The following is a 24,907-nucleotide window of genomic DNA, read 5'->3' on the forward strand; positions in this document are numbered from 1 at the left end:
ATCCTCGCAAGACTGTGGTCATTCGCTCTTGCGGGAGCGCGGCTCAGCAACTGCACAGCGCACTATCGAGCACCTTGCGCAACTCCAGCGGATGATCGACCACCACATCCGCACCCCAATGCCGCGGGTTGTCATCCGGGTGGATATAGCCGAAGGTCACCGCAGCAGTCTTGGTACCGGCATCGCGGCCTGACTCGATGTCGCGCAGGTCATCGCCGACGAACAGCACGCTGGCCGGGTCCAGGTCGAGCATCTTGCAGGCCAGGATCAGCGGTTCCGGGTCCGGTTTGCTGTTCTTCACATGATCCGGGCAGATCAGCAGCGCCGAGCGTTCAGCCAGCCCCAACTGTTGCATGATCGGCTCGGCGAAGCGAAGCGGCTTGTTGGTGACCACCCCCCAGATCAGGTTGGCTTTTTCGATGTCGGCCAGCAATTCAGCCATGCCGTCGAACAGCTTGCTGTGCACCGCACAGCCGACGAGGTAGCGCTCCAAAAACTCCAGGCGCAGCTCCTCGAAACCCGGCGATTCCGGGTCCATGGCGAAGGTCACTGCGACCATTGCGCGGGCGCCGCCGGAAATCTCGTCGCGGATGTGCTTGTCGTTCATCGGTGGCAAGCCGCGGTCGGCACGCATCGCCTGACAGATCGCAATGAAGTCCGGCGCGGTGTCGAGCAGGGTGCCGTCCATGTCGAAAAGAACCGCTCTGATTGGCATCGACTTATTCCTCGCGCAGGGTCTGGATCATGTAGTTGACGTCCACGTCGCAGGCCAGTTTGTAGTGCTTGGTCAGCGGGTTGTAGGTCAGGCCGATGATGTCCTTGACGGTCAGGCCGGCCATGCGGCTCCAGGCGCCGAGTTCGGAAGGGCGGATGAATTTCTTGAAGTCGTGGGTGCCGCGCGGCAGCAACTTCATGATGTATTCGGCGCCGACGATGGCGAACAGATACGCTTTCGGGTTGCGGTTGATGGTGGAGAAGAACACCTGGCCGCCGGGCTTGACCATGCGGAAGCAAGCGCGGATGACCGACGACGGATCCGGCACGTGCTCAAGCATTTCCAGGCAGGTGACCACGTCGAACTGCTCGGGCATTTCCTCGGCCAGGGCTTCGGCGGTGATCTGCCGGTATTCGACGCTCACGCCCGACTCCAGCTGATGCAGCTGGGCAACCGCCAACGGCGCTTCGCCCATGTCGATACCCATCACGGTCGCGCCGCGCTGAGCCATGGCTTCGCTGAGGATGCCGCCGCCGCAACCGACGTCGAGGACCTTCTTGCCCGCCAGGTTGACGCGTTCGTCAATCCAGTTGACCCGCAGCGGGTTGATGTCGTGCAGCGGTTTGAATTCGCTTTCGCGGTCCCACCAGCGATGGGCCAGGGCCTCGAATTTGGCGATTTCGGCGTAGTCGACGTTGCTCATGGTCTAGTCCTCTAAAACTTGAAAAATCCTGTTGCCCCGGATTGTGCTCCAGGGTGCTTACGATTCGGTGCGGCCACTGATGCGCTGGCCCCAGGCCTTCGCGACAGTGCCAAGCTGTTGTTCGTCCAGGCTTGTCAGGCGACGGTCGTCGAGCAATTGCTTGCCGGCAACCCAAAGGTGTTTCACGCAGTCGCGGCCGGTGGCGTATATAAGCTGCGAAACCGGGTCGTAGACCGGTTGCTGGGCCAGGCCGGAGAGGTCGAACGCGACCATGTCCGCGGCTTTGCCGATTTCCAGCGAGCCGGTTTCGGCCTCGATACCCAATGCCCGGGCGCCATTGAGGGTGGCCATGCGCAAGGCGCGATGGGCATCCAGCGCGGTGGCCGAGCCGGCGACAGCCTTGGCCAGCAGGGCCGCGGTGCGGGTTTCGCCGAGCAGGTCCAGGTCATTGTTGCTGGCCGCGCCATCGGTGCCGACCGCGACATTGACCCCGGCCTCCCACAAACGCTCGACCGGGCAGAATCCGCTGGCCAGCTTGAGGTTCGACTCCGGGCAATGAATCACATTGCTGTTGCTTTCTACCAGTAGCGTCAGGTCTTCTTCGCTGATCTGGGTCATGTGAACCGCCTGGAAACGTGGCCCCAGCAAGCCCAGGCGTGCCAGGCGGGCCAGCGGGCGTTCACCGCGCTGCTCGACCGATTGCTGCACTTCGAACGCCGTTTCATGCACGTGCATGTGAATCGATGCGTCCAGCTCTTCGGCAATCACCCTGATTTTTTCCAGGTTTTCGTCGCCCACGGTGTAGGGGGCATGGGGGCCGAAGGTGATTTTGATGCGCTCGTGGTGTTTGAGATCGCCAAACAATTCGACGCCCTGACGAATGGCTTCGTCCGCCGTAGCGGCGCCCGGAATCGGGAAATCGAGGATCGGAATCGCGATCTGCGCGCGAATACCGCTGTTGTGCACCCGCTCGCTGGCAACCTTCGGGAAGAAGTACATGTCAGAGAAACAGGTGATGCCGCCTTTGATTTGCTCGGCGATGGCAAGGTCGGTGCCGTCGCGCACGAAATCTTCATCGACCCATTTGGCCTCGGCGGGCCAGATATGGTTTTCCAGCCAGGTCATCAATGGCAGGTCATCGGCCAGGCCACGGAACAGCGTCATCGCCGCGTGCCCGTGGGCATTGATCAGGCCGGGGCTGAGCAACATGTCGGGCAATTCACGGATTTCGGTTGCGTTAAGCTTCAGTGCGGCGGAACGTGGGCCGATAAACGCGATGCGTCCATCACGGATGCCCACGCCATGCTCCTTGAGGACAACACCAGCGGGTTCGACGGGTACCAGCCAGGTCGGCAGCAATAACAGGTCGAGCGCAGCGGCAGTGTTCGGCATCGAAGGTCGGTTCCAGTGCTTTTGTATAGGATGGCGAAGTATACCCGAGCGTCTTCGCGGGGGGATCGCTATAATCGGCGGCTTTTGTTCATGAGTGCGGGGTGAGGGATGCGCGATCGACTGTTGGCTGCGGAAAAGGTAAAGGCCATCGATTGGCGTGATGGCGCTCTCCATCTGCTGGATCAGCGTATTTTGCCGTTCGAGGAAACCTGGATTGCCTACACCAGCGCCGCTGGCGTGGCCGAGGCCATTCGCTCGATGGTGGTGCGCGGTGCTCCGGCGATTGGTATCAGTGCCGCTTATGGCATCGTACTGGCGGCCCGCGCCCGGATTGCCGAAGGTGGCGACTGGTACGCTGCGCTGGAAGAGGATTTCATGCTGTTGGCCGATTCCCGTCCTACCGCGGTCAACCTGTTCTGGGCGCTGGGGCGCATGCACGACCGGCTTGATCGCCTGAAGGACAATGCCGATCCGCTGGAGGTGCTGGAAGCCGAGGCCATCGCCATTCATGAAAGTGATCGCGAAGCCAACCTGACCATGGCCCAGCTGGGTGTGGACCTGATCCGCAAGCATCAGGGCAACGCCCAGGCGATCCTGACCCACTGCAACACCGGCGCTCTGGCCACGGGCGGCTTTGGCACGGCGCTGGGGGTGATTCGTGGTGCATTCATCGAGGGTATGGTCGAGCAGGTCTATGTCGACGAAACCCGCCCGTGGCTGCAGGGCTCGCGACTGACTGCGTGGGAGCTGGCCAATGAAGGCATTCCCGTGACCCTCAATGTCGATTCCGCCGCGGCGCATATCATGAAGACCAAAGGCCCTACCTGGGTCATCGTCGGCGCGGACCGGATCACCGCCAATGGCGACGTGGCCAACAAGATCGGCACCTATCAACTGGCCGTCAATGCCATGCACCACGGCGTGCGCTTCATGGTGGTGGCGCCGAGTTCAACCATTGACATGAACCTGGCCAGCGGCGATGACATTCCGATTGAAGAGCGTGATGGTCGCGAGCTACTGGAGGTCGGTGGCAAGCGCGTCGGGGCCGACGTCAATGCCTTTAACCCGGTGTTCGACGTGACGCCGGCGGACCTGATCGATGCGATCGTCACCGAAAAAGGCATCGTCGAGCGCCCGGATACGGCGAAGATGGCGCAGTTGATGTGCCGTAAGCGTCTGCATTGATAGTTTCTGGCGTCTGAAAGATAGCCATCGCGAGCAAGCTCGCTCCCACAGTGTTTGCGGTGCACACAAAACCTGTGGGAGCGAGCTTGCTCGCGATGAGGCCGTCAAACCCAATGAACCAGCCCGAATCAGTCGCCAATTCTCCATTCAACACGGCTCTAAGCCCCTCTCGTCCCCTTCAAGCCTGTCACCGGTCAACTAACTACTCTCCATGCGCATCTGGGGGATAGGTGCGTGGCGGCTCTTGTGATAACATCCGGCGGTTTCCAGGGTTGCCCTAAGAGGCGACCCGTACTGCGCAGATCCATGGCATAACTCGTTGATTTGTCGTAAGTCGGTGCATGGCACTCAGCCTGTATCGGCGAGCTTCGTTCGTCCCATATGGATGTGACGAGGTTTCACCAGAAAAAGGAATCAGGCTTCTCATGGGCGAACTGGCCAAAGAAATCCTCCCGGTCAATATCGAAGACGAGCTGAAGCAGTCCTACCTCGACTACGCGATGAGCGTAATTGTCGGGCGGGCACTGCCGGATGCGCGCGATGGCTTGAAGCCCGTGCACCGGCGCGTGCTGTTCGCGATGAGCGAGCTGGGCAACGACTTCAACAAGCCGTACAAGAAATCTGCCCGTGTTGTCGGTGACGTGATCGGTAAGTATCACCCGCACGGTGATACCGCGGTGTACGACACCATCGTTCGGATGGCGCAGCCATTCTCCCTGCGCTACCTGCTGGTAGACGGCCAGGGCAACTTCGGTTCGGTGGACGGCGATAACGCCGCGGCCATGCGATACACCGAAGTGCGCATGACCAAGCTGGCGCACGAGCTGCTGGCTGACCTGCATAAAGAAACCGTGGACTGGGTGCCGAACTACGACGGCACCGAAATGATCCCGGCGGTCATGCCGACCCGTATTCCCAACCTGCTGGTCAACGGCTCCAGCGGTATCGCCGTGGGCATGGCGACCAACATTCCGCCGCACAACCTCGGTGAAGTCATCGACGGTTGCCTGGCGCTCATCGACAATCCCGAGCTGACTGTCGACGAGCTGATGCAATACATCCCCGGTCCGGACTTCCCGACCGCCGCGATCATCAACGGTCGCGCCGGCATCATCGAAGCCTACCGCACCGGTCGCGGGCGCATTTACATGCGCGCCCGCTCGATGATCGAAGACATCGACAAGGTCGGTGGCCGTCAGCAGATCGTCATCACCGAACTCCCTTACCAGCTGAACAAGGCGCGTCTGATCGAGAAGATCGCCGAGCTGGTAAAAGAGAAGAAGCTTGAAGGCATCACTGAACTGCGCGACGAGTCCGACAAGGACGGTATGCGCGTCGTGATCGAGTTGCGTCGCGGTGAAGTGCCTGAGGTCATCCTCAACAACCTCTACGCCCAGACCCAGCTGCAAGCGGTGTTCGGTATCAACATCGTCGCGCTGATCGACGGCCGTCCGCGGATCCTGAATCTCAAGGATCTGCTGGAGGCCTTTGTTCGTCACCGTCGCGAAGTCGTCACCCGTCGTACCGTGTTCGAACTGCGCAAGGCGCGCGAGCGTGGCCACATCCTTGAAGGTCAAGCGGTTGCCCTGTCGAACATCGACCCGGTCATCGCCCTGATCAAGGCGTCGCCAACGCCGTCGGAAGCCAAGGAAGCGCTGATCAGCACGCCTTGGGAATCCTCGGCCGTGGTGGCGATGGTTGAACGTGCCGGCGCCGATTCGTGCCGTCCGGAAAACCTCGATCCGCAATACGGTCTGCGCGACGGCAAGTACTTCCTGTCGCCAGAGCAGGCGCAAGCCATTCTGGAACTGCGTCTGCATCGCCTGACCGGTCTGGAGCACGAAAAACTGCTGGCCGAGTATCAAGAGATCCTCAACCAGATCGGCGAGCTGATCCGCATCCTCAACAGCGCCACGCGCCTGATGGAAGTGATCCGCGAAGAGCTGGAAGTGATTCGCGCCGAGTACGGCGACGTACGTCGTACCGAAATCCTCGACGCTCGTCTCGATCTGACCCTGGGTGACATGATCCCGGAAGAAGAGCGCGTCGTGACCATTTCCCACGGTGGCTACGCCAAGACCCAGCCGCTGGCTGCGTACCAGGCCCAGCGTCGTGGCGGTAAAGGCAAGTCGGCAACCGGCGTCAAGGATGAGGACTACATCGCTCACCTGCTGGTTGCCAACAGCCACACCACGCTGCTGCTGTTCTCCAGCAAGGGCAAGGTGTACTGGCTGAAAACCTACGAAATCCCTGAAGCGTCCCGCGCTGCCCGTGGTCGTCCGCTGGTCAACCTGCTGCCGCTGGATGACGGTGAATACATCACCACCATGCTGCCCGTCGAGGAATACACCGAAGGTCACTACATCTTCATGGCCACCGCCAACGGCACCGTGAAGAAGACCCCGCTGGAATCCTTCAGCCGTCAACGCAGTGTCGGCCTGATCGCGCTGGAGCTGGACGAAGGCGACGTGCTGATTTCCGCGGCCATCACCGATGGCGAGCGTGAAGTCATGCTGTTCTCCGATGGCGGCAAGGTTACCCGCTTCAAGGAATCCGACGTTCGCGCCATGGGCCGTACCGCCCGCGGTGTGCGCGGCATGCGTCTGCCGGAAGGCCAGAAGCTGATTTCCATGCTGATCCCGGAAGAAGGCAGCCAGATCCTCACCGCTTCGGCGCGTGGCTACGGCAAGCGCACGGCGATCACCGAGTTCCCTGAGTACAAGCGTGGCGGTCAGGGCGTTATCGCCATGGTCAGCAACGAGCGTAACGGCCGTCTGGTCGGCGCGGTGCAGGTGCTCGACGGCGAGGAAATCATGCTGATTTCCGACCAGGGCACCCTGGTGCGCACCCGTGTCGACGAAGTGTCCAGCCTGGGTCGTAACACCCAGGGCGTGACCTTGATCAAACTGGCCAACGACGAAACACTGGTCGGGCTGGAGCGGGTTCAGGAGCCGTCGGAAGTCGAGGGCGAAGAGCTGGAAGGTGAAGAGGGTGAAGGGTTTGTCGGTGAGGTCGTGATTGACGACGTTGCCGAAGACCAGCAACTCGACGCCGCCGCTGACGAAGAACCACAGGAATAAGCGGGTAAGCAGGGGGCGGATGAAAATTCGCCCCCTTGTTGTTTGTCCGTAATGAAATATCGACACCACTGGAGATCCCTTGTGGGAGCGAGCCTGCTCGCGATGCATGCGCCGCGGTACGTCTGAAGTATCGCGGTGATGCAATCGCGAGCAGGCTCGCTCCCACAAATCTCTGTTTCAGCAGGGACCCGGTGTCGGCTGATAATGCGATTTACTGCGTGATACCACCAAATCAGAGCGAGATTGGATGTGAGCAAGAGAGCCTATAACTTCTGTGCCGGTCCTGCGGCGCTTCCCGAAGCTGTCCTGCAGCGCGCCCAGGGTGAACTCCTCGACTGGCACGGCAAGGGCCTGTCGGTCATGGAAATGAGCCATCGCAGCGATGAGTTCGTGTCCATTGCCACCAAGGCCGAGCAGGATCTGCGTGATCTGCTGAATATCCCCTCGAACTATAAAGTGCTGTTTCTGCAAGGTGGCGCCAGCCAGCAATTTGCTCAGATTCCTCTGAACCTGTTGCCGGAAAACGGCTCGGCCGACTATATCGACACCGGTATCTGGTCGCAGAAAGCCATCGAAGAAGCTTCGCGCTACGGCCACGTCAACGTTGCCGGCACCGCCAAGCCTTACGACTATTTCGCCATTCCCGGCCAGAACGAATGGAAGCTGTCGAAAGACGCGGCCTACGTCCACTACGCGCCGAACGAAACCATCGGCGGCCTGGAATTCCAATGGATTCCGGAAACCGGTGATGTACCGCTGGTCGCCGACATGTCCTCGGACATCCTGTCGCGTCCGGTGGATGTTTCGCGTTTCGGCATGATCTACGCTGGCGCCCAGAAAAACATCGGTCCGAGCGGCATCGTGGTGAACATCGTTCGCGAAGACCTGCTGGGCCACGCCCGTTCCCTGTGCCCGACTATGCTCAACTACAAGGTCGCGGCCGATAACGGTTCGATGTACAACACCCCGCCGACCCTGGCCTGGTACCTGTCCGGCCTGGTGTTCGAGTGGCTGAAAGAGCAGGGCGGCGTCGAGGCCATCGGCAAGCTCAACGAAGTCAAGCAGCGCACGCTGTACAGCTTCATCGATGCCAGCGGCCTGTACAGCAACCCGATCAACAAGTCGGACCGCTCGTGGATGAACGTGCCGTTCCGCCTGGCGGACGATCGTCTGGACAAGCCGTTCCTGGCTGGTGCCGATGAGCGTGGCCTGTTGAACCTCAAGGGGCACCGTTCCGTGGGTGGCATGCGCGCCTCCATCTATAACGCCGTCGACATCAACGCCGTCAATGCGCTGATTTCGTACATGGCAGAGTTCGAGAAGGAACACGGCTAATGTCTGAGCAAGAACTCAAGGCACTGCGCCTGCGCATTGATGCACTGGACGAAAAGGTCCTGGAGCTGATCAGTGAGCGTGCGCGCTGCGCCCAGGAAGTCGCGCGAGTAAAGATGGCCTCGCTGGCCGAAGGCGAAGTGCCGGTGTTCTATCGTCCTGAGCGCGAAGCTCAGGTGCTCAAGCGTGTCATGGAGCGTAACCAGGGGCCGCTGGGCAACGAAGAGATGGCGCGGTTGTTCCGCGAAATCATGTCTTCGTGCCTGGCACTCGAACAGCCGCTGAAAGTGGCTTATCTGGGCCCTGAAGGTACCTTCACCCAGGCGGCGGCCATGAAGCATTTCGGTCACGCCGTGATCAGCAAGCCGATGGCGGCGATCGACGAAGTGTTCCGTGAAGTGGCGGCCGGTGCGGTGAATTTTGGCGTGGTGCCGGTGGAAAACTCCACCGAAGGCGCGGTCAATCACACCCTCGACAGCTTCCTTGAGCACGACATGGTGATCTGCGGCGAAGTCGAACTGCGTATCCACCATCACCTGTTGGTCGGTGAAAACACCAAGACCGACAGCATCAGCCGGATCTACTCCCACGCCCAGTCCCTGGCCCAGTGCCGCAAGTGGCTGGACGCCCACTACCCGAATGTCGAGCGTGTGGCGGTGTCCAGCAACGCTGAAGCGGCCAAGCGGGTCAAGGGAGAGTGGAACTCGGCGGCGATTGCCGGCGACATGGCGGCCGGCCTGTACGGGCTGACCCATTTGGCCGAGAAGATCGAGGATCGCCCGGATAACTCCACGCGCTTCCTGATGATCGGTAATCAGGAAGTGCCGCCGACTGGCGACGACAAGACATCGATCATCGTTTCCATGAGCAACAAACCGGGTGCGTTGCACGAGTTGCTGGTGCCGTTCCACGACAATGGCATCGACCTGACGCGAATCGAGACTCGTCCGTCGCGCAGTGGCAAGTGGACCTACGTGTTCTTCATCGACTTCGTCGGCCACCACCGCGACCCGCTGGTCAAAAGTGTGCTGGAAAAGATCAGTCAGGAAGCGGTGGCACTCAAAGTGCTGGGTTCCTACCCGAAAGCAGTTCTCTAAGGGGCGGTAGCAAATGAGTGGCAATTTCCTCGCTCTGGCACAGCCGGGCGTGCAACAACTTTCGCCTTACGTTCCGGGCAAACCCGTGGACGAACTGGCTCGCGAGCTGGATCTCGATCCAGCCAGCATCGTCAAACTGGCGAGCAACGAAAACCCGCTGGGCCCCGGCCCCAAGGCGCTGGCGGCGATCCGCGATGCGCTGGCCGAGCTGACCCGCTATCCGGACGGCAACGGTTTTGCGCTCAAGACCCTGCTGGCCGAGCAGTGCCGAGTCGAGCTCAATCAAGTGACGCTGGGCAATGGTTCCAACGACATTCTTGAGCTGGTGGCGCGCGCCTATCTGGCGCCGGGCCTGAATGCCGTGTTCAGCGAGCATGCGTTCGCTGTCTATCCGATTGCCACTCAGGCAGTCGGCGCGCAGGCCAAGGTGGTTCCGGCCAAGGATTGGGGGCATGACCTGCCTGCCATGCTGGCAGCCATCGATGCCAATACCCGCGTGGTGTTCATCGCCAACCCGAACAATCCGACCGGGACCTGGTTCGACGCCGAGGCGCTGGACGAATTCCTGCAGGATGTTCCGGAGCATGTGCTGGTGGTGCTGGACGAGGCCTACATCGAGTACGCCGAAGGCAGTGATATGCCGGATGGTCTGGACTTCCTGGCGGCTTATCCGAACCTGTTGGTTTCCCGCACTTTCTCCAAGGCCTATGGGCTGGCGGCGCTACGCGTGGGTTATGGGTTGTCCACAGCGGTGGTCGCAGACGTGCTGAACCGTGTACGCCAGCCATTCAACGTCAACAGCCTGGCCCTGGCCGCTGCTTGTGCGGCTTTGAAGGACGAGGAGTATCTGGCGCAAAGCCGTCAGTTGAACGAGTCCGGCATGCAGCAACTGGAAGCCGGATTCCGTGAGCTGGGGCTGAGCTGGATTGCGTCCAAAGGCAATTTCATCTGCGTCGATCTCGATCAAGTCGCGGCCCCGGTGTTCCAGGGCTTGCTTCGTGAGGGCGTGATCGTGCGCCCGGTGGCCAACTACGGCATGCCGAATCACCTGCGCATCACCATTGGCCTGCCGGCAGAGAACAGCCGCTTCCTTGAAGCGCTGACCAAGGTTCTGGCTCGTGGTTGATGTCACTGCGCTGCAATCTGCTGAACCTATGATCGGTCGCCTGGTGGTGGTCGGTCTTGGATTGATCGGCGGTTCGTTTGCCAAGGGGTTGCGTGAGAGTGGCATATGCCGCGAAGTGGTCGGGGTCGATCTCGATCCGCAATCGCGCAAACTCGCGGTCGAATTGGGTGTGGTGGATCGCTGTGAGGAAGACCTGGGCGTTGCTTGTCAGGGCGCCGACGTCATTCAGCTGGCGGTGCCGATCCTGGCCATGGAGAAAGTGCTCGCGCGTCTGGCGGGCATGGATCTGGGCCAGGCGATCCTGACCGATGTCGGCAGTGCCAAGGGCAATGTGGTGCGTGCGGCCACCGAAGCCTTTGGCAGCATGCCGTCTTGCTTCGTGCCGGGGCACCCGATTGCCGGTTCCGAGCAGAGCGGGGTGGAAGCCTCCAACGCCGAATTGTTCCGTCGCCATAAAGTGATCCTGACGCCGCTGGCGCAAACCGATCCGGCAGCCCTGGCGGTAGTCGACCGTTTGTGGCGCGAATTGGGCGCCGATGTCGAGCACATGCAGGTTGAACGTCACGACGAAGTCTTGGCGGCGACCAGTCATCTGCCGCACTTGCTGGCGTTCGGCTTGGTCGATTCGTTGGCCAAGCGCAATGAAAATCTTGAGATCTTCCGTTACGCTGCGGGCGGTTTCCGCGATTTCACAAGAATCGCCGGAAGCGACCCGGTCATGTGGCACGACATCTTTCTCGCCAACCGCGAAGCTGTCCTGCGCACACTCGATACATTTCGCAGCGATCTCGACGCCTTGCGCGACGCGGTCGATGCAGGGGATGGGCACCAATTGTTGGGCGTTTTCACTCGCGCCCGGGTTGCTCGCGAGCATTTCAGTAAAATCCTGGCCCGCAGGGCCTATGTGGACGCTATGAATTCCAACGATCTGATTTTCCTGGCTCAACCTGGTGGCCGCCTGTCCGGTCGGATTCGCGTACCAGGTGACAAATCGATTTCCCACCGTTCGATCATGCTCGGCTCCCTGGCTGAAGGCGTCACCGAAGTCGAAGGCTTCCTCGAGGGCGAAGATGCCCTGGCGACCTTGCAGGCATTCCGTGACATGGGCGTGGTCATTGAAGGCCCACACCACGGACGCGTGACCATTCACGGCGTTGGCCTGCATGGCCTGAAGCCGGCGCCGGGCCCGATCTATCTGGGCAACTCCGGTACTTCGATGCGTCTGCTGTCCGGCCTGCTGGCCGCGCAGAACTTCGACAGCACCCTGACCGGCGACGCATCGCTGTCCAAGCGCCCGATGAATCGCGTGGCCAATCCGCTGCGTGAAATGGGCGCCGTGATCGAAACCGCCGCCGAGGGTCGTCCACCGATGACCATTCGTGGTGGCAACAAGCTCAAGGGCCTGACCTACACCATGCCGATGGCCAGTGCCCAGGTTAAGTCCTGCCTGCTGTTGGCCGGCCTGTATGCCGAAGGCAAGACCACGGTTACCGAGCCTGCTCCGACCCGCGACCATACCGAGCGCATGCTGCGCGGTTTCGGCTATCCGGTAACGGTCAACGGTGCTACCGCATCGGTCGAATCTGGCAGCAAACTGACCGCGACCCACATTGAAGTCCCGGGTGATATCTCTTCCTCGGCATTTTTCCTGGTGGCGGCCTCGATCGCCGAGGGTTCGGAACTGGTACTCGAGCACGTCGGCATCAACCCGACCCGTACCGGTGTGATCGACATCCTGCGCCTGATGGGCGCCGATATCACCCTGGAAAACCAGCGTGAAGTGGGTGGTGAACCGGTGGCTGACTTGCGCGTGCGTGCAGCTAAACTCAAAGGTATCGAGATTCCCGAGGCGCTGGTTCCATTGGCCATTGACGAATTTCCGGTGCTCTTCGTCGCCGCTGCCTGTGCTGAAGGGCGCACCGTGTTGCGTGGTGCCGAAGAGCTGCGGGTCAAGGAGTCGGATCGCATCCAGGTCATGGCGGATGGTTTGCTGGCGCTGGGCGTCAAATGCGAGCCAACCCCGGATGGCATCATCATCGACGGCGGTCAGATCGGCGGCGGTGAAGTGCACGGCCATGGCGATCACCGTATCGCCATGGCGTTCAGCGTTGCTTCGCTACGCGCCAGTGCCCCGATCCGCATTCATGATTGCGCCAACGTCGCGACTTCGTTCCCGAATTTCCTGGCGCTGTGCGCACAGGTCGGTATTCGCGTGGCACAAGAGGCACAGTCGTGATCAGCATTGCACCGGTCATCACCATCGATGGGCCAAGCGGTTCGGGCAAGGGCACGGTCGCCGGGATTCTGGCCAAGCGCCTGGGCTGGAACCTGCTGGACTCCGGTGCGTTGTACCGATTGCTGGCCTTTGCCGCGCATAATCATGGTGTCGACCTGACCAATGAAGAGCTGCTGAAGAAACTCGCCGCTCATCTGGATGTGCAGTTCATCGCGGCGACGGACGGTCAGTTGCAACGCATCATTCTGGAAGGTGATGAAGTCAGCGATGTCATTCGCACCGAAAGCGTCGGTTCCGGCGCTTCCCAGGTGGCTGCGTTGCCTGCTGTACGCGAGGCGCTGTTGCAGCGCCAGCGAGCTTTTCAGGAAGCGCCGGGTCTTGTGGCGGATGGTCGCGACATGGGCACCGTGGTTTTTCCTGATGCGCCGCTGAAGATTTTTCTGACCGCCAGCGCCGAGGAGCGGGCACGCCGACGATATTTGCAGTTGAAGGGCAAAGTCGAGGGTGTTAGTCTGTCGAGTCTGCTAGATGAGATACGTGCGCGCGATGAGCGTGACACCCAGCGAGCGGTAGCCCCGCTCAAACCGGCGGCTGACGCCATACAGCTGGATTCCACGGAATTATCCATCGACCAGGTGCTGGAACGCATCATGAGCGAGATCGCCATTCGCGATATCGCCGGGTGACCAAGAAGGCCGCAGGGGACCAGTCATAGTCCTGCGGTGGCTTCTTTTAAATGAAACTAACCCACACCGTCTGGGGTGTGGAGATGGGCGTATTCTTCGCCCTCATCAACAGGAATTAAAATGAGCGAAAGCTTTGCGGAACTCTTTGAAGAAAGCCTAAAAACCCTGAACCTTCAGGCAGGCTCCATCATCACCGGTGTTATCGTTGATATCGATTACCAGGCTCGCTGGGTAACCGTTCACGCTGGCCTGAAGTCTGAAGCACTCATCCCGCTTGAGCAGTTCTACAACGACGCTGGCGAACTGAACATCAACGTCGGTGACGAAGTTCACGTTGCTCTGGACTCGGTTGAAGACGGCTTTGGTGAAACCAAGCTGTCCCGTGAAAAAGCCAAGCGCGCTGAATGCTGGATTGTTCTGGAAGCAGCCTTCGCAGCCGAAGAAGTGGTCAAGGGCGTTATCAACGGTAAGGTTAAAGGCGGCTTCACTGTCGACGTTAACGGCATCCGTGCGTTCCTGCCAGGTTCTCTGGTTGACGTCCGTCCAGTGCGCGACACCACGCACCTGGAAGGCAAAGAGCTGGAATTCAAGGTCATCAAGCTGGACCAGAAGCGCAACAACGTTGTCGTTTCCCGTCGCAGCGTCCTGGAAGCCGAGAACTCCGCCGAGCGCGAAGCTCTGCTGGAATCCCTGCAGGAAGGCCAACAAGTCAAAGGTATCGTCAAGAACCTCACCGATTACGGCGCATTCGTCGATCTGGGTGGCGTCGATGGCCTGCTGCACATTACCGACATGGCTTGGAAGCGTATCAAGCATCCTTCCGAAATCGTCAACGTTGGCGACGAGATCGATGTCAAGGTTCTGAAGTACGATCGCGAGCGCAATCGTGTTTCCCTGGGCCTGAAGCAACTGGGCGAAGATCCATGGGTTGCTATCAAAGCCCGTTACCCGGAAAGCACTCGCGTTACCGCGCGTGTAACCAACCTGACCGACTACGGCTGCTTCGCTGAGCTGGAAGAAGGCGTTGAAGGTCTGGTACACGTTTCCGAAATGGACTGGACCAACAAGAACATCCACCCTTCGAAAGTCGTACAAGTCGGCGACGAAGTGGAAGTCATGGTTCTGGACATCGACGAAGAGCGTCGTCGTATCTCCCTGGGCATCAAGCAGTGCAAATCCAACCCATGGGAAGATTTCTCTGGCCAGTTCAACAAGGGCGATAAAATCTCCGGCACCATCAAGTCGATCACCGATTTCGGTATCTTCATTGGTCTGGACGGCGGCATCGACGGTCTGGTTCACCTGTCCGACATCTCCTGGAACGAAGTGGGCGAAGAAGCCGTTCGCCGCTTCAAGAAGGGCGACGAGCTGGACACCGTTATCCTGTCGGTTGACCCAGAGCGCGAGCGCATCTCCCTGGGTATCAAGCAACTGGAAAGCGATCCGTTCTCCGAGTACGTTCAAGAGAACGACAAAGGCGCCATCGTTAAAGGCATCGTGAAGGAAGTTGACGCTAAAGGCGCCATCATCACTCTGGCCGACGATATCGAAGCGACTCTGAAAGCCTCCGAAATCAGCCGTGACCGCGTTGAAGACGCGCGCAACGTTCTGAAAGAAGGCGAAGAAGTAGAAGCCAAGATCATCAGCGTTGACCGCAAGAGCCGTGTAATCCAGCTCTCGATCAAGTCGAAAGACGTTGAAGACGAGAAAGAAGCAATCCAGAGCCTGCGCGACAAGCCAGTAGCTACTGATGCTCCTGTGGCCACCACTCTGGGTGACCTGCTGCGTGCACAAATGGAAAAGCAGAACTAAGTTCTGACTTTCTGTAAAAAAGGGCGACTTCGGTCGCCCTTTTTTGTGCCTGGAGTTTGGTGAGTTTCGCTCGGCTGTAGCTGCTCGAGTCGTGAACCAAAGGTGCTGAAAAAATGTCTGATTGTTTAGTCGGATCAAGCGCTTATTTGCAGCTAGTCTTTAGCCTGAGACTAATGATCGCCCGGTAGGCTTTCTGGCAAAAGGACGTGAATGAACAAGCTAATTGTCGCAGTAGCAGTGCTGGCGCTAGCGGGTTGTACCACCAATGCCAAAACTCACGTAGTGCGCGGGGTTAGCGGCATAGAGGTCGATTGTTCGGGGCTCGGTTCGAGATGGGAGAGGTGTTACAAGCGCGCGGCCAAGGAGTGCAGAGGGGCAGGCTACAAAGTTGTAGCGAGATCTGACGATGTCAAGGAAGAGGAGGAAAGCTTCCTCTTTGGATTCAATCCGGCAGGGTTCCTGACGCGCACTATGTTGGTGATCTGTCGATGAGGTGGTAACCGCTCAGAGGTCTTCCGCCTTTCAGGAATCAAGCATTTTGGGGTTGGGGAATAGATGGCAAAACTCGGGCTGTTCAAAATCATGCCGGCGTGCTAAAACCTTTGAAGCGCTGATCTAGCTGCTTGAAAAAGAAGGGAAAAATATGACGAAGTCGGAGTTGATCGAACGAATTGTCACCCATCAAGGGCTGCTCTCATCCAAGGATGTGGAGCTGGCCATCAAGACCATGCTTGAGCAAATGTCCCAATGTCTGGCTACCGGGGATCGCATCGAGATCCGGGGGTTTGGCAGCTTCTCTCTGCACTACCGGGCGCCACGCGTAGGTCGTAACCCGAAAACTGGTCAGTCGGTCAGTCTCGACGGCAAATTTGTTCCGCATTTCAAGCCCGGGAAAGAGTTGAGGGATCGGGTTAATGAGGATGAGGACGAGGATGCAAAGCAGTAATCGATATTTGCGAGAGACTTTTCGATGAGTTATGTCAAGCGCATAGTTTTTTTTGTAATTGCACTGCTGATTGTATTTGCGACAGTCATTTTTGTGCTTGAAAATAAGCAATCTGTTTCACTGGTATTTCTTGGATGGTCGTCGCCGGAGCTTCCGCTAGCTGTATCGCTAATTTTTGTGTTGCTGAGCGGTATGGCAATAGGGCATCTTTTAGCTTTTATTTTTGCGCAAAAGAAGAAAACGCACCCTAGAATTCGTTAAAATACGAGCTTGGAACATGAAAAGCAACATCATAAATGCATACTAGAAAAGGCTGGCCAGAATGACGAATGACCCATCGACCAAGCCCGGGTCGGATGAGATAGATTTTTTTGAGTTGATGAGATCCCTTTGGGCTCAAAAAGTAATGATACTGTGCACTACTTTAGTTGTTGTTTTGGGTGCAACAGCTTATGCGTTTATCAGTAAGTCAGTTTATGAGGCTCGTGTATATTTGCTGCCACCAACTTTTAATGGGATCGCCGATTTTAACTATGGTCGAACCAAAGAGTTGGAGCTTACACCTTATACAGTAAAGGATGTGTTTGATGTTTTTACTCGCAACTTGCAAAGTGAAGCGTTGCGTCGCGCGTTCTTTCTAGAGGTGTATTTACCATCGCTTTCTGAAACGACTCGAAAAGAGTCACAGGATTTATTGTATTCAAAGTTTTTAAAGAAGCTGACTGTAGGCTTGCCCTCCAAGGAACAACCAGATCGATACTCGATTTCGGTCCAGGATAATGATCCTACGCGCGCAACCGAGTGGGTGAAAACCTTCGCAACAAATGCAGGTATAGCCTCTAAAAATGAGATGATTACCAACGTTACGCGGGAAGCAGAAGTTCGCGCACGTAATATTGGTCAGCAAATCAGTATCTTGCGACAGACTGAAAGTGGGGTACGGAGTGATTCGATTAGTCGACTACAAGAAGCGTTGAGGGTTGCGCAGTCGATTGGCCTTGAAGAGCCTCCTATCATTTCTGGTAATGTCGCCGCCGAAGTCAATGCAACGATGGATGGCCAGTTGACGTACATGCGAGGCACCAAGGCGCTGAGTGCAGAAATAAAAAATTTGCAGGAGAGAAAAAGTAACGATCCCTTCATAAAAAATCTTCGTATGCTTGAAATCAAAAAGTTCTTCTATGAAGACTTGCAGATTGATCCCTCCAGCGTTTCTGTTTATCGGCAAGATGGATCTATTGAGATACCTGATGACCCCATCAAGCCAAAGAAAATGCTGTGCATAGGGTTGGGAATGATTGGAGGGATGCTCCTGGGGTTGCTGTTTGGTTTGGTTCGTTATTTGTGGGGGCGGCGTAGAGCGCTTTCTTGAGGTTTCTCTAAGAAAAATGCTGGATAATCGGCGCTTGCGTTGATTCTTCGGCGGCATTATGCGAAATCAGGTTAGTGAATGTACAATCAGTCAGTGGTTTTCGACTGGATAGTTACCGGCTGTCGGTACAATCACTCCTCTCTCGGTTGTGAGCAGGAGACACAGGGCTTAGCTTGAATACCTTAAAGCAAGCTTGTGACCGGTAATAGTAGAAATAATATTTAGCACTACAAATTCAATTGGTACATCAAGAATGGCCTATCTAACCGACGAAGAACTTCAAGAATTGGGTTTCAAGAGTCTTGGCAAGCAGGTGAAAATCAGCGACAAGGCGTGCATTTACAATGCGGACAAAATCGAGATAGGTGATTTTTCCAGGATTGACGATTTTTGTGTGATCTCGGGAAGCGTAAAAATTGGTCGGTACAATCACATCACGCCAATGTGTCTCGTCGCCGGAGGTATTCCTGGTATCGTCATGGACGATTTTTGTACATTGGCATATGGCGTAAAAGTCTTTTCGCAATCGGACGATTATAGCGGCGAGACATTGACCAACTCTCTCGTCCCGAAAAAATTCAAGAACGAGAAATTTTCCGCTGTTCGACTCGGCAGACATGTCATTGTGGGAGCGGGGTCGGTTATTTTCCCGGGTGTTGAGATATCAGAAGGTTGTTCTATAGGCTCAATGGCATTAGTCACCAGGTCGACTGAGGCATGGGGGATATATGCCGGCGTGCCAGCGAAGCTTATAAAACAACGCAAAAAAGATTTGCTGAAACTCGAAGTCGAATTTTTAAGTGAGCAAAAAAATGATCCCATTTAACAAGCCCCCATATACTGGTAATGAAGATCAGTACGTTCTCCGTGCCATGCGCAGTGGTAAAATGTCGGGAGATGGTGAGTTCACTGCTTTGTGCCATCAGTGGTTTGAGAAAACGTTGGGCTGCGCCAAGGCGCTATTGACGCCTTCCTGTACTCAGGCATTGGAAATGGCCGCAATTCTCATCGATATTCAGCCTGGTGATGAAGTCATCATGCCAAGCTATACCTTTGTTAGTACGGCAAACGCCTTTGTACTGCGAGGGGCGAAAATCGTGTTTGTCGACATTCGCCCAGACACAATGAACATTGATGAAACCCTGATTGAGGGTGCTATTACATCTCGGACCAAGGCGATCGTGCCTGTGCATTATGCAGGCGTCGCTTGCGAGATGGATACAATAATGGATATTGCCAAGCGCAATGGTTTGTTTGTAATAGAGGACGCTGCTCAGGGAATGATGTCCACCTACAAGGGGCGTCAACTGGGTTCTATTGGTCACATGGCTGCCTTTAGTTTTCACGAAACAAAAAACTTTACAAGTGGTGGTGAAGGAGGGTTGTTGATTATTAATGATGCTCGTTTCGTTGCCCGCGCAGAAATAATCCGGGAAAAAGGGACAAATCGGAGTCAGTTCTTTCGAGGGATGATTGATAAATATACATGGGTAGATGTAGGAAGCAGTTATCTTCCTGGTGAGCTGCAGGCGGCTTATTTGTATGGTCAGTTAGAGCGTTGTGAATATATCAATTCTGCACGTCTTGCCCTATGGGCAAAGTACCATGAGCATTTTAAAGCTTATGAAAATAAGGGAGTTGTTGATCTCCCTGTGATACCGGACGGCTGTGTTGCGAATGCCCATATGTATTATATCAAGGTGAAGGATATTGATGTCCGCACAGCAGTGCTGAGTAAACTAAAAGACGCTGGTATTGGTGCTGTATTTCATTATATTCCTTTGCATTCGGCACCTGCTGGAAAAAAGCTTGGTGTATTTTCCGGTGATGATAAGTTTACCACCCGTGAAAGTGAGCGCCTTATTCGCTTGCCTCTCTGGTTAGGTATGAATACTGATGAGGAAAATGAGGTCAAGAGCCAAGTAACTGCAGCGATTATGTCCTGTGTCGCGTAACGAGTGCAGCGACAAGCTTCAGTATCGGAAAGCTGTTTCCAGCGCCGTATTGACGACTCTTGCCCAGGCTTCAAAAATAGTTGTTGGCTTTCTGATTCTAAAGCTAATCGCTCTATATTTGGGGCCGGACGGGCTGGGGAAGCTTGGCCATTTTATGAGCCTGACTTCGATACTCGCTCTGCTGGCTGGCGGAGGTATCACTCATGGCGTTATAAAGTATTCTGCTGAATACAGAAATGACAAGTTTAATCTCTATAGGCTTTTGAGTACTGCCTCGGCTTTTGCATTTGTCTTTTCTGTTTTTTTTGCTTTGTTGTTTTTGCTTTTTTCTCATTCGATATCAGTGTTCATACTTGGGGATGGTAGTCTTGCCTGGGTTATATCATTGTTGTCGATTTTTCAGTTTGTGCTAGCTTTTAATATGCTGTTCTCTTCTGTCGCAAATGGACTTGCTGATGTTAAGTCGTTTGCATTTTCTCAGATAGTTGGGAACTTGATCTCGTTACCGTTTGCCTGGTTTCTGATATTAAAATTTGGGTTGCCGGGTGCGGCGATAGCGATTATATCGATCTTGGCAATGGCGGTATTTCCAAGTATTTATTTATATCTGAGGTCCTCGCTACGTTTCAGGTTTAGACGTAGGGAAATAGATTCGCTTTTACTTAAAAAGTTAGGCTGGTTCAGTTTGATGTTGTGCGTGAGCGCGATCGCATTTCCCGTTGTCGAGATTTATATTCGACAAAATCTAATTAGTAATTCCGGTTATACCCAGGCGGGAATTTGGCAAGGTCTAATTAGGCTCTCTAGTGCATATTTGGGGTTTTTTAGTGTCTTTTTGGCATCCTATTTCATGCCGATGATATCTCGGATTAATAATAAAAAAGAAATAGAGCAGCTTACCCATAAGTTTGTAGTTTTTGTCATGGCTGTTTTCGCAGTCGGCGGCGGGACGCTTTATTTTGGGCGGGATTTTTTTGTTCCCTTGCTGCTCTCTAAAGAGTTCGAGGAATTAAATGAATATTTACTCTACCAGCTGATTGGTGATTTTTTCAAGGCGTCTAACTATGTCATTGGTTTTGTTGCAGTTGCAAGAGCGGCAACTCGTATTTATATAGTTTCAGAAGTTTTTCAAGCTGGTTTATTTGTATCTCTAAGCTTGTTGGTGGGGCAGTTTATTGTTGGCGCAGAAGGTGTCACGGTTGCGTATATGATGTCCTATATCATGTGTTTCCTTGTAAGTATTCTTGCGTTGAAGTTTTGGGTGCGTAACTGATGTCTTTTGAGTTTGTTTGGCCTATTTACGCTGTGTTCATATTTTTGACCATTTCCGGTGGTACGGAAATGCTGATTAAACAAGGGTGGGTCAAGCAGCTTGCAGTTTTTTCATCGGCTATAGCTCTCGTGATATTAGCGGCATTACGGAGTTTGGGTGTAGGTAGCGATGATGTTGCCTACGCGCAAATGTTCACGAACATTCCGTTTTTTTTTGGGTGTGATGAGTTTTTATGCGGATATAGCTACTCACAGTTCAATGTGGAGCTCGGGTTTTTTACCCTGCTGTCTATGTTGCGCGGTTTTGGTAGCGAGCCTCTCGTGCTTTTCAGTGTGGTTGCATTAGCCTCTGTAGCGCTGAACGTCAGGGCGATAAGGTTTTTTTCTCCCCATGTCGGCGCCGCGATCCTTGTATATTTTTGTCATTTTTATCTTAATAAAGAACTAAATGCCATTCGTCTTGGTTTAGCCTCCGCGCTTCTTTTTTGGGCCGCGACGTTTGTTCCTGTGCGGAAGATCGGTATATTCATGCTTCTGGTGATCTGTGCCGCATTTGTGCATGTGTCATCATTGTTGATTCTATTGCCGTTCGCTATTTATCAACTTCGACCAGGTCGCAGTGTGTACGCGGCCGTCGCACTTTTTCTCCTGGCTTTTACGGCATTTTTTGATATACAAACACTTTTTTCATATTTGATTAATTTTGGGTTTATAGGTGAGAAAATAAATCTGTATCTCAATGCGGATATTTATAACTACCCGTTACCCTTGTTCAGTGCGGTAAATTTAAAGAATTTGTTTTTTGTAGGGTTGGCCTTGATTTTTTGGCGCAAGATCTCAAGTGAATATGAGCATTTTGAGTTGGTTTTTTGCTTCTTTTTTTGCGCAACTTTTATACGGATTGCATTGGGCGATTTTGCAATTGTCGCGGGAAGAAGTTATGCGGCTATTTCGATGTTTGAGTACGTATTGTTACCGTTTGTCTTCTTTTCGTTGTTCGGCAAATGGCTGGGCTACGCTCTAATAATACTGTATGCAGGACTGACTTTGTTCTTGAATTTGACAGATAATGCAGGTTGGACAGGTGAAGCAGTTCAATTTTTTAATTTCAATAATTAGTAAGTAGAGAGTAAATTGAAAAATATACTTTTTGTGATGGGTGGCCTATCCATGGGGGGCGTAGAAACCTACGTGGTCCGTTTGGCCACCGAATTACAGAAGCAGGGCCACTCCGTCACTGTGATTTTGCTCTCCAGTAAATATGATGATTTACTCTTCCAAAAGCTATCGTCTGTAGCAACAGTTTGCGTTGTTGAGTATTTTCCATTTTTTGGAGCATCCAGTTGGCTAAACGCTTTGGTGCCTGCGAGTGCGTGTTCTCATACTCATTTTGATGTGGTTCATGTTGTTGACTTATTAACTTTGTCGTATATGTATTTTCAGCGGAAAAAATATTCTTTCGATGCACTGTCTATCGGTATCTACCATTCTCGAGAAATTGTTTGGTGGCGTGATCGAAGTGTCTATTTTAGAAAAAAGATGCTTGAATTGTACGATAAAAATGTAAAGCTTACTCTGTTTCCGAATGAGAGTACTGCGGAGATTGCGGCAACGTACAAGGCTTTAGATGTTAGTGAGGTGGCATTGTTGCCACTGGGTATATCACTTGAGCATTATAGGATGTGTTGTCCTGACAAGCGGTCATTAAAACTGTTATCTGTTGGTCGTCTTGTGGACTTCAAGGTTTACAATAGGCATGTAATATCTATATTGTCAAGTTTGCGACTTGTTGATGATTTTCATTATTATATATATGGCGACGGGCCCGAAAGAGAAGCGCTTGAAGCTTACTCGGTCCAGTGTGGTGTAGCGCAGTTTGTCCACTTTATGGGCGAAGTAAAGTATTCGGATCTTCCTGAAATTATTAATGGCGCTTTTTGCTTTATAGGCTCTGGTACCACTCTCATCGAAGCCTCTGCAGCGGGTGTGCCATCAATTGTTGGGATAGAATCAATACCGACTCCCCATACGTGTGGCTTTTTTTCGGAAATTGACGGCTACTCATACAACGAAGCCTCAGCCACAACACGTCGAATTCCTATTTTTGAATGCATAGAAATGCTATATCGAATGGAAGTTTCTCAATATAACTCACTGTCTGATGCGCATAGAGCTAAAGCCGGGCAGTTTAATATCGAAGATACAACTTCAAGGTTTATTGAGTTGTCGGCATGTTACCCGGACTTTAAAATTCGATTCAGTAGGTGCCGAGCTATATTTTCTTTTGTGTACTCAATTGTCAAGCTTGGGCCAAAGGCTCTTAAATCAAGATTTGATAACGTGTAAAGTGTTACCTGGGTTTCTGGATCTGCAATATATTGAAGTCATTTTACGGTTGGCCCGGCGGTTAGTCGCAAGGAAATTCAATGCTTAAACTCGAAGATGTAAATTTGGCCGTTGTAGGTCTTGGTTATGTGAGCCAGCCGCCGGCTATAGAGTTTGGCAATAAAGTGAGCGTGGTCGGGTTTGATATCAGCAAAACCACGATTGATGCGCTGAAATTTAGTCATGATTCTACGCGCGAGGTATCTGGCAGCGTATTAAAGTCTGAACTCCATCGAGTCACTAACATTAAAAAAGTTACCTCTGGATTCACTCAGGGAGCCGTCGGTCTGGTCGATTTGTTATTTGGCAGAATTATCACGGCAGGGACTCATAAGGTCAAAGGCATCAAGGTCACAGCAGCGGCAGAGACTATTGAGAATACTCTGCGTGATTTTAATAGTGAGGGCTCGTGCACCGGCCGATTGCGCGGTCGTTACGATGTTTAGGAATATGATTTCGTTCGATTTCCGTTTTCGTAAAACCATCCCGTTTGACTCGAAAAATATAGGTGATGTGCTGATCGAGTCCCTATCAGCTCCTGAGCTATTGACTAAGTTGTCGGCTGCAGCCGTTTTGCAGGGTGGCAGATTTGATTGGGAAAGCACCTCGAAAAAGACTTGGTCCGAGTTGCTCGCGTTGGCCAAACGCTCAAAAGAAGGTGCTTGCTAGATGAAAATCCTGGTGGTTACGCAATATTTCTGGCCTGAGTCGTTCATTATTAATGATTTGGTCAAGACTTTGTCTGCTCAAGGGCACGTCATCAAGGTTCTTACGGGTAAGCCAAATTACCCTGATGGCGTTGTCTTTAGTGGTTACAGTGCTTCTGGATATCAGGAAGAAAAATTCGAGTCTTCCGTTAGTGTTTGTCGTGCACCACTCAGACCACGTGGTGCTTCCGGTGCAAAAAATCTTGTGCTGAACTATTTGTCGTTTATTTTAAATGGGCTTAAATTTTACCCGGCCGCAGTAAAGGGTGAAAATTTTGACGCGATTTTTGTGTTTGCACCTTCACCGATTACCTCGGTAATCCCTGCGATTTACTTGAAGTGGAAACTCAAGAGTCATCTGGCTGTATGGGTTCAAGATCTCTGGCCGGAGAGCTTGAGTGCGACCGGGTTCATCAAGAACAAAACTATATTGCGTGTTGTGGGCTGGCTGGTGAAAGGTATTTACGCCTTCGTCGATACGCTTCTGGTTCAGTCGAGGGCATTTCGAGAGCCGGTCGCCCGTTATGCCAATCCTGACAAGGTTGTGTATCACCCCAACTCCTATCAGGACGTGCCACMGAGTCTGGTAGAGACCCGGATTCCTGCACCCTTGCTCGCGGAGCTCGACAATAATTTCTGTCTTGTCTTTGCCGGAAACCTGGGGACCGCACAGTCGGTCGAAACCCTCGTTGAGGTAGCTGACAAGCTTCGCCATTTGTCGGAACTCAGGATTGTGTTGGTCGGAAGCGGCAGTATGTCGAGCTGGATTGAAACCCAGAAGAAATCCCGAGGTTTGGACAACCTTGTTCTTGCCGGACGCTTTGCGGCMACTGAAATGCCGCATTTTTTCAGTCGCGCCGCGGGATTATTGGTGACGTTGAAGCAGGATGAGGCGTTCTCCTATAC

At 54.2% G+C, this 24,907-nt stretch carries 22 protein-coding genes; 19 read left to right on the forward strand and 3 right to left on the reverse strand.

Going from position 1 to position 24,907, the window contains the following annotated elements; genetic code table 11:
• Positions 1-43 precede the first annotated feature (43 nt).
• Genes mupP through AC1DRN_RS22960 form a run of 3 tightly spaced genes read right to left on the reverse strand, consistent with a single transcriptional unit; the run spans position 44 to position 2,810 of the window.
• On the reverse strand, positions 44-715 hold the full coding sequence (gene mupP / locus AC1DRN_RS22950; RefSeq protein WP_007999922.1) for an N-acetylmuramic acid 6-phosphate phosphatase MupP: 672 nt from the start codon (positions 713-715) through the stop codon (positions 44-46).
• Between the two features lie 4 nt (positions 716-719).
• Complete coding sequence (gene ubiG / locus AC1DRN_RS22955) at positions 720-1,418, reverse strand: bifunctional 2-polyprenyl-6-hydroxyphenol methylase/3-demethylubiquinol 3-O-methyltransferase UbiG (RefSeq protein WP_223462462.1); 699 nt, start codon at positions 1,416-1,418, stop codon at positions 720-722.
• A gap of 57 nt (positions 1,419-1,475) precedes the next feature.
• Positions 1,476-2,810, reverse strand: a complete 1,335-nt coding sequence (locus AC1DRN_RS22960; protein WP_457266328.1) for a TRZ/ATZ family hydrolase — start codon at positions 2,808-2,810, stop codon at positions 1,476-1,478.
• A 108-nt stretch (positions 2,811-2,918) separates the two neighbouring features.
• On the opposite strand from AC1DRN_RS22960, the gene mtnA reads away from it, so the two are divergent.
• From mtnA to AC1DRN_RS23055, 19 genes are all read left to right on the forward strand, one after another.
• Entirely contained in the window at positions 2,919-3,995 is a 1,077-nt protein-coding gene (mtnA, locus tag AC1DRN_RS22965; RefSeq protein ID WP_223462464.1) for an S-methyl-5-thioribose-1-phosphate isomerase, read from the forward strand.
• Between the two features lie 425 nt (positions 3,996-4,420).
• Positions 4,421-7,075: a DNA gyrase subunit A gene (gene gyrA / locus AC1DRN_RS22970; protein WP_056727165.1), complete on the forward strand. Its 2,655-nt coding sequence runs from the start codon at positions 4,421-4,423 to the stop codon at positions 7,073-7,075.
• A gap of 249 nt (positions 7,076-7,324) precedes the next feature.
• The gene (serC, locus tag AC1DRN_RS22975) at positions 7,325-8,410 is read left to right on the forward strand and encodes a 3-phosphoserine/phosphohydroxythreonine transaminase (RefSeq protein WP_223529931.1); all 1,086 of its coding nucleotides are present in this window, start codon (positions 7,325-7,327) and stop codon (positions 8,408-8,410) included.
• On the forward strand, positions 8,410-9,504 hold the full coding sequence (gene pheA / locus AC1DRN_RS22980; protein ID WP_223462466.1) for a prephenate dehydratase: 1,095 nt from the start codon (positions 8,410-8,412) through the stop codon (positions 9,502-9,504). The genes serC and pheA overlap by 1 nt, the downstream gene beginning before the upstream one ends.
• Positions 9,505-9,517: 13 nt before the next feature.
• Complete coding sequence (gene hisC / locus AC1DRN_RS22985) at positions 9,518-10,630, forward strand: histidinol-phosphate transaminase (RefSeq protein ID WP_223462467.1); 1,113 nt, start codon at positions 9,518-9,520, stop codon at positions 10,628-10,630.
• A 28-nt stretch (positions 10,631-10,658) separates the two neighbouring features.
• Positions 10,659-12,866, forward strand: a complete 2,208-nt coding sequence (locus AC1DRN_RS22990; RefSeq protein ID WP_263289828.1) for a bifunctional prephenate dehydrogenase/3-phosphoshikimate 1-carboxyvinyltransferase — start codon at positions 10,659-10,661, stop codon at positions 12,864-12,866.
• Positions 12,863-13,552 (forward strand): (d)CMP kinase, encoded by a 690-nt coding sequence (gene cmk, locus AC1DRN_RS22995; protein ID WP_008049002.1) that lies wholly within the window; start codon positions 12,863-12,865, stop codon positions 13,550-13,552. Before AC1DRN_RS22990 ends, cmk begins: the two co-directional genes overlap by 4 nt.
• A 120-nt stretch (positions 13,553-13,672) precedes the next feature.
• Positions 13,673-15,364 carry a 30S ribosomal protein S1 gene (gene rpsA / locus AC1DRN_RS23000; protein ID WP_007973639.1) on the forward strand — a complete coding sequence of 564 codons (1,692 nt, stop codon included), beginning with the start codon at positions 13,673-13,675 and terminating at the stop codon, positions 15,362-15,364.
• 210 nt (positions 15,365-15,574) lie between these two features.
• Positions 15,575-15,856, forward strand: a complete 282-nt coding sequence (locus AC1DRN_RS23005; RefSeq protein WP_223462469.1) for a hypothetical protein — start codon at positions 15,575-15,577, stop codon at positions 15,854-15,856.
• Between the two features lie 151 nt (positions 15,857-16,007).
• Positions 16,008-16,310, forward strand: a complete 303-nt coding sequence (gene ihfB / locus AC1DRN_RS23010) for an integration host factor subunit beta (protein WP_223462470.1) — start codon at positions 16,008-16,010, stop codon at positions 16,308-16,310.
• A 24-nt stretch (positions 16,311-16,334) separates the two neighbouring features.
• Complete coding sequence (locus tag AC1DRN_RS23015) at positions 16,335-16,571, forward strand: lipopolysaccharide assembly protein LapA domain-containing protein (protein ID WP_223462471.1); 237 nt, start codon at positions 16,335-16,337, stop codon at positions 16,569-16,571.
• 61 nt (positions 16,572-16,632) lie between these two features.
• On the forward strand, positions 16,633-17,682 hold the full coding sequence (locus AC1DRN_RS23020; RefSeq protein WP_477786804.1) for an LPS O-antigen chain length determinant protein WzzB: 1,050 nt from the start codon (positions 16,633-16,635) through the stop codon (positions 17,680-17,682).
• A 253-nt stretch (positions 17,683-17,935) separates the two neighbouring features.
• A complete protein-coding gene (locus AC1DRN_RS23025) occupies positions 17,936-18,508 on the forward strand; it encodes an acyltransferase (RefSeq protein ID WP_223462473.1) in 573 nt (190 codons plus the stop codon).
• A complete protein-coding gene (rffA, locus tag AC1DRN_RS23030) occupies positions 18,495-19,637 on the forward strand; it encodes a dTDP-4-amino-4,6-dideoxygalactose transaminase (RefSeq protein WP_223462474.1) in 1,143 nt (380 codons plus the stop codon). The genes AC1DRN_RS23025 and rffA overlap by 14 nt, the downstream gene beginning before the upstream one ends.
• Positions 19,627-20,910: an O-antigen translocase gene (locus AC1DRN_RS23035; protein ID WP_477786805.1), complete on the forward strand. Its 1,284-nt coding sequence runs from the start codon at positions 19,627-19,629 to the stop codon at positions 20,908-20,910. The genes rffA and AC1DRN_RS23035 overlap by 11 nt, the downstream gene beginning before the upstream one ends.
• The gene (locus AC1DRN_RS23040) at positions 20,910-22,028 is read left to right on the forward strand and encodes an EpsG family protein (RefSeq protein WP_223462476.1); all 1,119 of its coding nucleotides are present in this window, start codon (positions 20,910-20,912) and stop codon (positions 22,026-22,028) included. Before AC1DRN_RS23035 ends, AC1DRN_RS23040 begins: the two co-directional genes overlap by 1 nt.
• Positions 22,029-22,043: 15 nt before the next feature.
• The gene (locus AC1DRN_RS23045; RefSeq protein ID WP_457266301.1) at positions 22,044-23,255 is read left to right on the forward strand and encodes a glycosyltransferase family 4 protein; all 1,212 of its coding nucleotides are present in this window, start codon (positions 22,044-22,046) and stop codon (positions 23,253-23,255) included.
• A gap of 80 nt (positions 23,256-23,335) precedes the next feature.
• The gene (locus tag AC1DRN_RS23050) at positions 23,336-23,740 is read left to right on the forward strand and encodes a nucleotide sugar dehydrogenase (RefSeq protein WP_458239062.1); all 405 of its coding nucleotides are present in this window, start codon (positions 23,336-23,338) and stop codon (positions 23,738-23,740) included.
• A 223-nt stretch (positions 23,741-23,963) separates the two neighbouring features.
• On the forward strand, positions 23,964-24,907 hold a 944-nt coding region (locus AC1DRN_RS23055), incomplete at its 3' end, for a glycosyltransferase family 4 protein (RefSeq protein ID WP_477786806.1).

This window comes from Pseudomonas sp. P5_B3, from assembly GCF_056400405.1.

Bases quoted from the DNA above. Each gene is read 5' to 3' on its own strand.
- mupP (WP_007999922.1), bottom strand. From the start codon at position 715: ATGCCAATCAGAGCGGTTCTTTTCGACATGGACGGCACCCTGCTCGAC.
- ubiG (WP_223462462.1), bottom strand. From the start codon at position 1,418: ATGAGCAACGTCGACTACGCCGAAATCGCCAAATTCGAGGCCCTGGCC.
- AC1DRN_RS22960 (WP_457266328.1), bottom strand. From the start codon at position 2,810: ATGCCGAACACTGCCGCTGCGCTCGACCTGTTATTGCTGCCGACCTGG.
- mtnA (WP_223462464.1), top strand. From the start codon at position 2,919: ATGCGCGATCGACTGTTGGCTGCGGAAAAGGTAAAGGCCATCGATTGG.
- gyrA (WP_056727165.1), top strand. From the start codon at position 4,421: ATGGGCGAACTGGCCAAAGAAATCCTCCCGGTCAATATCGAAGACGAG.
- pheA (WP_223462466.1), top strand. From the start codon at position 8,410: ATGTCTGAGCAAGAACTCAAGGCACTGCGCCTGCGCATTGATGCACTG.
- hisC (WP_223462467.1), top strand. From the start codon at position 9,518: ATGAGTGGCAATTTCCTCGCTCTGGCACAGCCGGGCGTGCAACAACTT.
- AC1DRN_RS22990 (WP_263289828.1), top strand. From the start codon at position 10,659: ATGATCGGTCGCCTGGTGGTGGTCGGTCTTGGATTGATCGGCGGTTCG.
- rpsA (WP_007973639.1), top strand. From the start codon at position 13,673: ATGAGCGAAAGCTTTGCGGAACTCTTTGAAGAAAGCCTAAAAACCCTG.
- AC1DRN_RS23005 (WP_223462469.1), top strand. From the start codon at position 15,575: ATGAACAAGCTAATTGTCGCAGTAGCAGTGCTGGCGCTAGCGGGTTGT.
- ihfB (WP_223462470.1), top strand. From the start codon at position 16,008: ATGACGAAGTCGGAGTTGATCGAACGAATTGTCACCCATCAAGGGCTG.
- AC1DRN_RS23015 (WP_223462471.1), top strand. From the start codon at position 16,335: ATGAGTTATGTCAAGCGCATAGTTTTTTTTGTAATTGCACTGCTGATT.
- AC1DRN_RS23020 (WP_477786804.1), top strand. From the start codon at position 16,633: ATGACGAATGACCCATCGACCAAGCCCGGGTCGGATGAGATAGATTTT.
- AC1DRN_RS23025 (WP_223462473.1), top strand. From the start codon at position 17,936: ATGGCCTATCTAACCGACGAAGAACTTCAAGAATTGGGTTTCAAGAGT.
- rffA (WP_223462474.1), top strand. From the start codon at position 18,495: ATGATCCCATTTAACAAGCCCCCATATACTGGTAATGAAGATCAGTAC.
- AC1DRN_RS23040 (WP_223462476.1), top strand. From the start codon at position 20,910: ATGTCTTTTGAGTTTGTTTGGCCTATTTACGCTGTGTTCATATTTTTG.
- AC1DRN_RS23050 (WP_458239062.1), top strand. From the start codon at position 23,336: ATGCTTAAACTCGAAGATGTAAATTTGGCCGTTGTAGGTCTTGGTTAT.